Genomic DNA, 10190 nt, shown 5'->3' with positions numbered 1-10190 from the left:
CACCCCAGCCGTTGAAACCCGCCCCACCGCACCAACGCCCCCCACGCAACCCCACACCGCAGACCGCGTTCCAGATGCCGCACGACCCCGCATCCCAGGGACTGCCTCACAGGCCCCGCAACCCCGCCTCAGAGCCGCCGACCCACCGCAGGCCGCATCATCCCCACCCTCCACCCCTCCGAAGGCCGCTGGAGGCCCACCGGCGCGCCCCAGAGCCCTCGCCCCGGCGTCAGCAGAACCCCGGCACCGCCCGCGCACGCCCGGCACGGGAAGCGACGCCGTCGCCGCACAAGCCCTCGTCCCGGCGGCCCTCGTCCCGGCCCGCGCCGACACCCGCGCCCCCCGGCTCATCCCCCGGCCACCGTTCCGTCAGGGGAGAACCGGGGCAGCCGCGTCGTCAGCCGCCCACCGGGCACGGCCGGCTTCCGCTTGATCCCGTAGATGCCCTCGTAGATCTCCCGGACCGCCGGAGCCGCCGTCTGCGCCCCCATCCCACCCTGGGAGACCATCGCGACCACCACGTACTGCGGATTCTTGGTGGGCGCGAACGACGCGAACCACGAGGTGTCCTTCTTCCCCCAGACCTCGGCGGTACCGGTCTTGCCCCCCACCCGCACCTTGTCCATCGGGAACCCGGCGAAGGCCCCCGCGGCCGTGCCGTCCTGGGCCACCTGGCTCAGCGCGTTCTTGATGTAGAGCCGCTCCTTCTCGGTCAGCGGCAGCTTGCCCACCACCGGCACCGGAATCGTACGCACCACCGTGCCGTCGGGCCGCACCTGCGCCCACCCGATCCGCGGGCTGCGCACCTTGCCGTCGCTCACCAGCGCCATGTACGCCCTGGCCAGTTGCATCGGGGTCACCAGCACGTCACCCTGCCCGATGGAGAAGTTGGCCGAGTCACCGGGCCGCAGCAGGAACCCCTCGGTGCAGTTCTCCAGCGCCAGCCGCTTGAGGAACTCGGCCCGCGCCCTGTCCTTCACCTCCGGATAGCCCTTGCGCGAGCGTTCGCAGTTGATCGCGTTGGTCCTGTTCCACAGGTCCTTCTTCCAGGCCCGGTCGGGGATGCGGCCCCCCGACTCGCCGGGCAGGTCGACCCCGGTCGGCCGGCCGAAGCCGAACGACCTGGCGATGTTCGCGAACACCTCCTTCGGCTTGCGCTTCGGATAGCGCCCGCCGTCTTTGAGGTACTGCTCGTAGGCGGCCCGGTAGAAGATCGTGTCGCACGACTTGACCAGCGCCGTGTGGAGGGTGAGCGTGCCCAGCCCGATGCCGCGGAAGTTGTTGAAGGCCCGGCCGCCCACCGCGTAGGAGCCGGGGCAGCCGTATTGGCCGTTCAGCGGATAACCCGCCCGCAGCATGGACGCCACCGACGTGATCTTGAACGTCGAACCCGGCGCGAACTGCCCGTTGATCGCCCGCGACACGAGCGGCTTGCCCGACTTGTCCGACAGCAGCCATTGGTAGCCGCGCGCCGAGATGCCGCCGCCCCAGATCTCCGGGTCGTACCCGGGCGCGCTGGCGAGCGCCACCACCCGCCCCGTACGGGCGTCGAGCACCACGGCGGCCCCGCCGTCGGCCCCGGGCGCGGACTTCATCGCGTTGCTCAGCGCCTTCTCCGTCACGGCCTGCACCCGCGAGTCGATGCTGGTCACCAGGTGGTCACCGGGAACGGGCGTGATCTGCTCCTCGAGCCCGAGCGCCTTGCCCATCCGGTCGACCTGGACCCTGCGCAGCCCCGACTTGCCCCGCAACGCCTCGTCGTAGACGTATTCGAGCCCGTCGCGCCCGGCCAGGTCGACCCCCGAGAAGCTGGCCTTCAGCCCTTCCCGCTGCTCCAGCTCGGCCTCGGTCACCGGCTGGAGGTAGCCGAGCATCTGCGCCCCGGCCCGGCCTCCCGGATATTGCCGGACGGAGTGGATCTCCGCCGTCACCCCGGGGAACTCCTCCTGGCGCTCGAGGATCTGCAGCGCCTCACGGGTGTCGACCTTCTCGTCCAGCGGAACCGGCTGGTAGGGCGACCCTGTCCAGCACGGCTTGCCCACGCCCGGCCCGCAGGGCGTGATGCGCTGCTGCAGATCGGCGACCGGCCGCCCGAGCACCGCCGACAGCTTGCCCAGCACCTTGACGCCGCCGTCCTTCATCCGCGACAGCCGGGTCCGGTCGACGGAGACGACCAGCGCGGTCTTGTTGCGCACCAGGGGCCGCCCCGACGAGTCGAGGATCTGCCCGCGCACGGCCGGTACGAGCACCGCCCGCGTCCGGGTCTCGGTGGCCCGGGTCACGAACTCCTGCCCGCGCACCACCTGCACCTGCCACAGGCGTACGGCCAGCACGACGAGCAGGGTCAGCACGAGCACGTGCAACACCAGCAGCCGGGCGCGCATCCTGGTCATGTCGAGAACCTCGCCTGTCTGCCCCGCGTGGTCAGCCAGATCACGATCGGCGAGACCAGCACCGTGTAGACGATCGTGACGGGCACCTGCTGGGTCAGCGTGGACATCGACACCCGCGGATCGGAGATCAGGCCGCCCACGGCCGCGGCCAGCAGCGGCGCGATCAGCACGCACAACACGACGGTGGTGGCGGGCCCGCCCGCGCCCCGCCCGGCGACGTAGCCGACCAGCGCCAGCACGAACGCGTATTGACCGACGAGATGGGCGGACGGCGGCATGACGTCGACCAGCAACCCGGCACAGAACCCCAGAACGGCGCCGGGCCCGGCCCCCCGGGTCAGCGCCACCCCGATGACGGTGAGCAGCACCAGGTCGGGTGAGCCCCCGGCAGGCAGCGGCAACCGGTTGACGAACATCACCTGCACCAGCAACGCCAGCAGCACGAAGACCCCGCCGATCACCGTGCACCCTCCTTGGCGGGCAGCACGGCGTCACGGGGGTCGCGCTTGGGCGCCTCGACCACCACGCCCACGACGTCGAGGGCCGTCAGATCCGCGAACGGCCGCGCATAGGCGATCCGCGTCAGCTCCCCCGGCGTCGACTCCACCCGCTCGATGACCCCGATCGGCACCCCAGGCACATATGGCCGCCCGTGCTGCGACCCGAAGCTCACGATGCGCCCGCCCCTGCTGAGCGGCGCCGTGGAGTCGAGCAGCCGGAACTGCACGAGCCGCCCGTACTCCCCCACGCCGTGCACGACGCCGATCTCCTTGCCGCCCTCCAGCCGCGCCCCGGTGGCCGAGGCGGGATCGCTGATCAGCACCACCGTCGAAGTGCGCGACGTGGCCTGCAGCACCCGCCCCACCAGCCCGTCTCCGTTGAGCACGGTCATCTCGGGCCGCACCCCGTCGGCGGTGCCGAGGTCGATCTGCACGGCGTCCTCAAAACCCGGCTGCCCCCGCCGGGCCACCACGTTGCCAGGCACGACCTTGTAGCCGCCGGTCCCGGACAGCCCGAGCAGTTGCTTCAGCTCCTTGGCGCGGTCGGCGTTGAGCTTGTCGGCCACCAGGCCGGACCGGAGCTTGGCGTTCTCCGCCTTGAGCGCCTCGATGCGATCCTGGGCGCTCGGCGCGGTCACGATCGCGTGCAGGAACCCTCCCACGGGCCGCAGCACCCCGCCGCCGAACGTCTCCGCCGTGCCGAGCACGTAGGCCCCGGCCGCCCGCAGCGGGCGCAGCGGTGAGCTGTCGCCGGTGCGGTGGTCGACGGTCAGGACGATCAACGCCACCGCCAGCAGCGCTCCCAGGATCAGCCGGGCACGGCGAGAGTCTCTCATCAGTGCCGCGACTCCGGCACCAGGACCTGCTGGAGGGCCTCGAACTCCTCGGCGCACTTGCCCGACCCGATCGCGACCGAGTCGAGCGCGTTGTCGACCATGTGCACGGGCATGCCCGTCTCGGCCTTGACCCGCTCGTCGAGGCCCTTGAGCAGCGCGCCCCCACCGGTGAGGGCGATGCCGCGGTCCATGATGTCGCCGGACAGCTCGGGCGGGCACTTGTCGAGCGTGGTCTTGACCGCGTCGACGATCGCGTTGACCGGCTCTTCGATGGCCTTCCTGATCTCCTCGCTCGACACGATGATGGTCTTGGGCAACCCGCTGACCAGGTCGCGCCCGCGCACCTCCGCGTGCGACTCCTCGCCGTAAGGACACGCCGAGCCAATGGCGATCTTGATCTCCTCGGCGGTGCGCTCGCCGAGCATCAGCGAGAACTCCTTCTTGGCGAACGCGATCACCGCCTGGTCGAGCTCGTCGCCGCCGATCCTGATCGACTGGCTGGTCACCACGCCGCCCATCGAGATGATCGCCACCTCGGTGGTGCCGCCGCCGATGTCGACCACCATGTTCCCGGTCGGCTCGTGCACCGGCAGCCCCGCCCCGATGGCGGCGGCCATCGGCTCTTCGACGATGTAGACCTTCCTGGCGCCCGCCTGGTAACCGGCCTCCTTCACCGCCCGCTGCTCAACGCTGGTGATGCCACTGGGCACCGCGATGATGATGCGCGGCTTGGCGAAATGCCGTCGTCTGTGCACCCGTTGGATGAAATATCGCAACATTCGTTCGGTGACATCGAAGTCCGCGATCACGCCGTCCTTGAGCGGGCGGACCGCGATGATGTTGCCAGGCGTACGGCCGATCATGCGCTTGGCCTCGATGCCGACCGCCACGATCTTGCCGGTCGCGGTGTTGATCGCGACGACTGACGGCTCGTTGAGCACGATGCCGCGGCCACGCACGTAGACCAACGTGTTGGCGGTGCCCAGGTCGACCGCCATGTCACGGCCGAGGAACGCGAGCTTGCTGCCCATGGGGAACGGAGCCCTCCGTAACGTCGTTCGCGAGTGACTACGGATTGAATTCGAATCGTAACGTGACGTACCCACCGATGCGCGCAATGAGCCGTCGCGCCTGTCAAAAATCTCCAACCTCTACCTCAACCGCAATTTTGCCCGGATTGCACCACAACATCCGATCAGAAGCTGGAACGGTCCATCACTCAACTGCGAGAAACCCTACGGCAACCGTCCGACAAAATTCCGCCCGCCGACACCACCCCGGCCCATCGCCGGTGACACCAGAACCTTACGCAAGCCCGCCGACAGAAAAGCGAACGCGCCCGCGCAGCCGGGGCTGCACGGGCGCGCGGAACCTGGGTCGGCTAGAAGCGGTCCGGGAAGAAGATCTTGATCTCCCTCGCGGCCGACTCGGGCGAGTCGGAGCCGTGGACGACGTTCTCACCGATCTCGAGGGCGTGGTCGCCGCGGATCGTGCCGGGCGCCGACTTGACCGGGTCGGTGGCGCCGGCCAGCGCGCGGAAGGCCTCGACGGCGCGCGGGCCCTCGAGCACCAGGGCGACGAGCGGCCCCGAGGTGATGAACTCGACCAGCTCGCCGAAGAACGGCCGCTCGGAGTGCTCGGCGTAGTGCGCCTTGGCGGTGTCGGCGTCGAGGGTGCGCAGGTCCATCGCCACGACCTGGAGGCCCTTGCGCTCCACGCGCGAGATCACGTCACCGATGAGGCCGCGCTTAACCCCGTCGGGCTTGATCAGGACAAGAGTGCGCTCGGACACTTGGAGTTCTCCTTCGAACATGAGTGGGGTCGCGGCCGCCGGACACCGGCCGGGCCGCGAGACGCGTCGCGGGGCACGCGCCCACGCGTCGCCGTAGCAGGGCCCTCAGCTTACCGTCCCCCGCCGCCACCCTCGTTTGCGTAGGTGAACCCGGCGAACACCACCGGCCACGAGACCGGTACGGCGACCCTACGAGGAGGCGTCGTCCTCGGGCGACTGCGCAGGGGAGGGGACCGCGGGCACCGGATCGGCCGCCTTCGTCCGCTCTTCCGCGTCGTCCCCCGTCTGGAAGCCCGCCTTGGCCGCCACGGACGCCACCGCCTCACCGGCGCGCGGCTCCTCCGCGGGGGCCCGTACGAGCAGCACGTCCGCGGGAGCGAGCACCCCCGCGCAGGGAACGGACGCCTCCCCGGCCCTCACCTTCCCCGGCCGCCTGGCCATCACGGAGGCCAGCACGATCACCGCCACCACCAGGAACCCGCCGATCAACGCCCACCAGTGCAGCGCCCCCACGAAGCCGTCGACCAGCTCCTGAGCCGTCCGCACCCCGTCGAGCATGGTCATCTGCACACCCGTGCCCAGCAGGAACCCGGTCAGCACCCCCGTACAGCACAACGACAGCCCGAAGACCGCCGCCCCGATCCCGGACTCCCGCAGCGCCGCCGTCACCGCCACCGCCGCCCCCGCCGCGAGCAGGCTGAACGGCACCGCCAGCACCAGCCCGTCGGCCGACGGCACGACGAGCCGCACCGAGCACAGCCCCACCACCACGGCCAGCAGCCCCAAGGGCGCGAGCCACCGCCCCGCGCCCCGCGCGAACAACCGCACCGCCACCGCCGCCGCGATCGCGAGCACCCCGGCCACCGCGTACGGCAGCCACAGCCCGCGCAGCCCCGGCCCGCCGAGGCCGCCCATCTCCACCAACGTCACCTGGGCCGCGCTCGGCAACAGCACCACGCCGACCGCCACCATCGTGTACGCCGGCGTACGGCCCTCCGCGCTCCCGATCGAGGCCAGCACCAGCAGCCCCGCCACCGCCACCGCGGCCAGCCCCAGCACCGGCACGGCACGCCACCCCTCGCTCGCCGTGCCGATCGCGAGGGCGGCGATCGCGGCCGCCGGCGCCGCGGCCCAGAGCAGGCGTCGGCGATCCTCCTCGCCGGGCACCGCCGTCGCCGGCCGCCCTGCCGCCGTCCAGACCGCCAGATGCACGGCGGCCAGCGCGAGCGCCACCCCCGTCACCATCGGGTACGGCTGCAGCGTGACCTTCCAGCTCGTCACCTCGTCGAGCGGCCACAGCGCCAGCGCCTGCGCCGTGAGCAGGCTCAGCCCGAACACGCCCACCCACAGGCCGCGCAGCACCGGCGCGCGGTCCCACACGGCGGCGAGCGTGACGGGCAGCACGACCCCTGCGCCCACGCCGCGCAGCACGCGTACGACGCCGACGACGAACTCGGAGCCCGCGTAACCGCCCGCGACGTCGGACAACGCCACCAGCACCAGCCCGCCGAGCAGCAGATGGGCCACCGGCAACCGCCGCAGGGCCACCGCAGCGAGCGGGACGGTCAGCATCAGCGCGGGCAGGGCGAGCCCGTGCGTACGCATGAGCCCGGCCTGGTCGAGGTCGCCCGGCAGCAGCCCGGCGACGACGGAGAGCGTGTTGGGAACGGCGAGCACCGCCAGGGGCAGCGCCGCCACGACGAGCAGCCCGAGCAACGTGTCGAGCAGCCACGGAAAGTTGAGGCGCGCCTGATACGGCGGCCGTTCTATCGGGGGGACGGCCATGTAGGCCGACTTTAGCGGGTTGTAGCGCCCTCGACACGGCGAGCGACGATAATCGCCGTGATCCACAGTGCGGCGAAGATCGCCCCGAGGAAGAACATGGTCGGCACGACGAAGCCCGTACAGATCGCCAGCACCTGCACGACACTGCCGGCGATGTATCCGAAGGGCCTCTTGAGCAGGCCCGCGACGACCACGCACAGCACGGCCAGACCGACGCCGACCGCCACGGCCAGCCAGGGCGCGACCCCGCCCACGCTGATCGCCACGGGCGTAACCAGCCCGGCCACGATGGCCTCCATGCCGAGCACCGTGGCGCCCAGTCTGCGCATGCCTGGTGTGACCTGGAAGTTCATCGTGTCCCGTCCGCCTTGAACAGCAGCCGCGCGTCGCCCGCAGTGACGACGGACCCGGTGATGAGCACGCCCGTGCCGCTGAACTCGCCCTCCGCGTCGGCGATGCCGATCCCCTTGTCGATGGCGTCGTCGAGGCGATCGACGACGTGCACGCGGTCTTCGCCGAAGAGCGGCTCGGCCAGCGACGCCAACTCCTGGGCCGTCATGGCCCTGGGCGAGGAGTTACGCGTGACGACGATCTCGTCGAGAATCGGCTCCAGCAGCTCCAGCAGACCCTCGACATCCTTGTCGCGCATGACCGCGACCACGCCGATCACCTTGGCGAAGTCGAACGCCTCGTGCAGCCCTTCGAGCGTCGCCTGCATGCCGCCGGGGTTGTGGGCCGCGTCGAGCACCACCGTCGGCGTGCGCCGCATGACCTCCATCCGCCCGGGCGAGGACGCCTGCGCGAACGCCTGACGCACGAGCTCGACGTCGAGCGGGTCGTCTCCCCCGGTCAGCGCCTCGACGGCGGCCAGCGCGCAGGCGGCGTTCCCGGCCTGGTGCGCGCCGTAGAGCGGCAGGTAGACCTCGTCGTAGACGCCCTTGAGCCCGCGCAGCGTGAGCAGTTGCCCGCCGAGCGCCACCTCGCGGGCCAGCACCCCGAACTCCAGGCCCTCGCGTGCGACCACCGCGCCCACCTCCGCCGCACGCCTCATCAGCGCCTCGGCGGCGGCCAGCTCCTGCTGCGCGAACACGGCGGTGGCGCCGGGCTTGATGATGCCCGCCTTCTCCGTGGCGATGCTCGGGATGTCGGGCCCCAGCCGGTCGGTGTGGTCGAGCGAGATGGGGGTGACGACCGCGACCATGCCGTCTGCGACGTTCGTCGCGTCCCACGACCCGCCCATCCCGGCCTCGATCACGCCGACGTCGACAGGGGTGTCGGCGAAGGCCGCGAACGCCATCGCCGTCAGCAGCTCGAAGAACTGGATGCGCCGCCCCTGCGTGTCGGTCAGCTCGACGTAGGGGATGATCTCCTCATAGACCTGGGCGAAGCGCTCCTCGCTCAGCGGCTCCCCGTCCACGGTGATCCGTTCGCGCATCGACACCAGATGCGGGCTGGTGAAGCGCCCCACCCGCAGGTTGCGCTCCTTCAGCAGCGCCTCGGTCAGCCGCGCCGTGCTCGTCTTGCCGTTGGTGCCGGCGATGTGTATGACCGGGTACGCCCGCTGCGGCGAGCCGAGCAGGTCAAGAAGGGCCGCGATCCGATCGAGCGTCGGCTCGAAGTCCCACTCGACGCCACGATCCAGGATCGCGCGTTCTACCGCACGATAATCCACCCCTCAACCCTACTGACCACGGCCGACAGTCCGTACGCGGGGCGAACATATTGCGGACCAGATAGAAAAATGGAGGGTACTCACCACGACGGCCAGGGTGCCACCTTGGGGAACAGCCTGCCCCACCCCCCGGCGGGCCGCTCAAGAGGAGGCCATCGTGGAAGGCGAGCACACTCGCACCGGAAAGCAAGCCGGCATCAGCAGAAAGACGCTGTTCAAGGCGGCCCTCATAGCGACGCCGGTGCCTTTACTGATCGGACAGGTACCGGCTCTCGCTAGAAATGCCGCCGAAAGCGGCGAACCACTCACTCCGACCCCCTACTGCGACGACGGCGACGACCCCACTCCCCCGCAGACAGAGGGCCCGTACTTCAAGCCGAACTCGCCGCAACGCGCGGTCCTGCCCGGCACGGGCACGCCGCTGACGGTCAGCGGCTACGTCTTCGGCCTCGCCTGCCAGCCCCTCGCCAACGTGCTGCTCGACTTCTGGCAGGCCGACAGGAACGGCGCGTACGACAACGTCACGTACAACTTCCGTGGCCACCAGTACACCGACGCCCAGGGCGCCTTCAAGCTGACCACGATCCTCCCCGGCCTCTATCCGGGACGTACGCGGCACATCCACGTCAAAGCGCAGGCCCCCGGCCGGCCGATCCTCACGACCCAGCTCTACTTCCCGGGCGAACCCCGCAACAACACCGACACCATCTTCGACCCCCGCCTCCTCATGACCGTCCGCACCGTCGGATCGGGCAGGGAGGCCACGTTCGACTTCGTGCTCAACGTCCCGGGCGTACCGCCCACGAACCCACCGACAAGTCCGCCTCCGGGCGGCGGCACCTGGCAGGTTGGGGTGACCTACCAGGCGGGTGACCAGGTCACGTATGGAGGCGCGTCCTACCGGTGTCTGCAGGGGCACCTCGCACAGGCAGGCTGGGAGCCACCCAACGTGCCCGCCCTGTGGCAACGCGCCTGACCACAAGGTCCCCGAACGCAAGAGAGGGCCACCCCGGCTGCTGGGGGTGGCCCTCGTTGCACTTCAACGAACCACTCAGAAACCGCCGAGAGGACCCCGAAAACAAGTCCAGAAAAGACAGCAGAAAAAAGACATCAGAAATGCAGAAAGGGCCCGACACGAACCGTGTCAGGCCCTTCCTGAAAGATTGTCCGGCGGTGACCTACTCTCCCACACCCTCCCGAGTGCAGTACCAT

The 10190-nt window shown here is 70.5% G+C and carries 9 protein-coding genes; 1 reads left to right on the top strand and 8 read right to left on the bottom strand.

Annotated elements, in window-relative coordinates:
- Nucleotides 1-347: 347 nt before the first annotated feature.
- The 8 genes from mrdA to ABD844_RS40395 all read right to left on the bottom strand — a co-directional run bounded on the left by mrdA (nt 348) and on the right by ABD844_RS40395 (nt 8978).
- Nucleotides 348-2393 (bottom strand): penicillin-binding protein 2, encoded by a 2046-nt coding sequence (gene mrdA, locus ABD844_RS40430; RefSeq protein ID WP_344890639.1) that lies wholly within the window; start codon nt 2391-2393, stop codon nt 348-350.
- Nucleotides 2390-2854: a rod shape-determining protein MreD gene (mreD, locus tag ABD844_RS40425; RefSeq protein ID WP_344890635.1), complete on the bottom strand. Its 465-nt coding sequence runs from the start codon at nt 2852-2854 to the stop codon at nt 2390-2392. The genes mrdA and mreD overlap by 4 nt, the downstream gene beginning before the upstream one ends.
- Nucleotides 2851-3729, bottom strand: a complete 879-nt coding sequence (gene mreC, locus ABD844_RS40420) for a rod shape-determining protein MreC (protein WP_344890632.1) — start codon at nt 3727-3729, stop codon at nt 2851-2853. Before mreC ends, mreD begins: the two co-directional genes overlap by 4 nt.
- Nucleotides 3729-4760: a rod shape-determining protein gene (locus ABD844_RS40415; RefSeq protein ID WP_344890630.1), complete on the bottom strand. Its 1032-nt coding sequence runs from the start codon at nt 4758-4760 to the stop codon at nt 3729-3731. Before ABD844_RS40415 ends, mreC begins: the two co-directional genes overlap by 1 nt.
- A gap of 350 nt (nt 4761-5110) precedes the next feature.
- Entirely contained in the window at nt 5111-5542 is a 432-nt protein-coding gene (ndk, locus tag ABD844_RS40410) for a nucleoside-diphosphate kinase (protein WP_344890625.1), read from the bottom strand.
- A 168-nt stretch (nt 5543-5710) separates the two neighbouring features.
- Nucleotides 5711-7306 carry a hypothetical protein gene (locus tag ABD844_RS40405; protein WP_344890622.1) on the bottom strand — a complete coding sequence of 532 codons (1596 nt, stop codon included), beginning with the start codon at nt 7304-7306 and terminating at the stop codon, nt 5711-5713.
- 11 nt (nt 7307-7317) lie between these two features.
- Nucleotides 7318-7659: a DUF4233 domain-containing protein gene (locus tag ABD844_RS40400; protein ID WP_344890619.1), complete on the bottom strand. Its 342-nt coding sequence runs from the start codon at nt 7657-7659 to the stop codon at nt 7318-7320.
- The gene (locus tag ABD844_RS40395) at nt 7656-8978 is read right to left on the bottom strand and encodes a bifunctional folylpolyglutamate synthase/dihydrofolate synthase (protein ID WP_344890616.1); all 1323 of its coding nucleotides are present in this window, start codon (nt 8976-8978) and stop codon (nt 7656-7658) included. The genes ABD844_RS40400 and ABD844_RS40395 overlap by 4 nt, the downstream gene beginning before the upstream one ends.
- A gap of 241 nt (nt 8979-9219) precedes the next feature.
- On the opposite strand from ABD844_RS40395, the gene ABD844_RS40390 reads away from it, so the two are divergent.
- The gene (locus ABD844_RS40390) at nt 9220-9954 is read left to right on the top strand and encodes a dioxygenase family protein (protein ID WP_344890613.1); all 735 of its coding nucleotides are present in this window, start codon (nt 9220-9222) and stop codon (nt 9952-9954) included.
- Nucleotides 9955-10190: the final 236 nt, after the last annotated feature.

This window comes from Nonomuraea antimicrobica (assembly GCF_039536965.1).
GTDB classification, from domain to species: domain Bacteria; phylum Actinomycetota; class Actinomycetes; order Streptosporangiales; family Streptosporangiaceae; genus Nonomuraea; species Nonomuraea antimicrobica.
Note: the sequence above shows the minus strand (reverse complement) of the source record. Positions and strands in the feature narration are given on the sequence as shown.

Bases quoted from the DNA above. Each gene is read 5' to 3' on its own strand.
- mrdA (WP_344890639.1), bottom strand. From the start codon at position 2,393: ATGACCAGGATGCGCGCCCGGCTGCTGGTGTTGCACGTGCTCGTGCTG.
- mreC (WP_344890632.1), bottom strand. From the start codon at position 3,729: ATGAGAGACTCTCGCCGTGCCCGGCTGATCCTGGGAGCGCTGCTGGCG.
- ABD844_RS40415 (WP_344890630.1), bottom strand. From the start codon at position 4,760: ATGGGCAGCAAGCTCGCGTTCCTCGGCCGTGACATGGCGGTCGACCTG.
- ndk (WP_344890625.1), bottom strand. From the start codon at position 5,542: ATGTTCGAAGGAGAACTCCAAGTGTCCGAGCGCACTCTTGTCCTGATC.
- ABD844_RS40405 (WP_344890622.1), bottom strand. From the start codon at position 7,306: ATGGCCGTCCCCCCGATAGAACGGCCGCCGTATCAGGCGCGCCTCAAC.
- ABD844_RS40400 (WP_344890619.1), bottom strand. From the start codon at position 7,659: ATGAACTTCCAGGTCACACCAGGCATGCGCAGACTGGGCGCCACGGTG.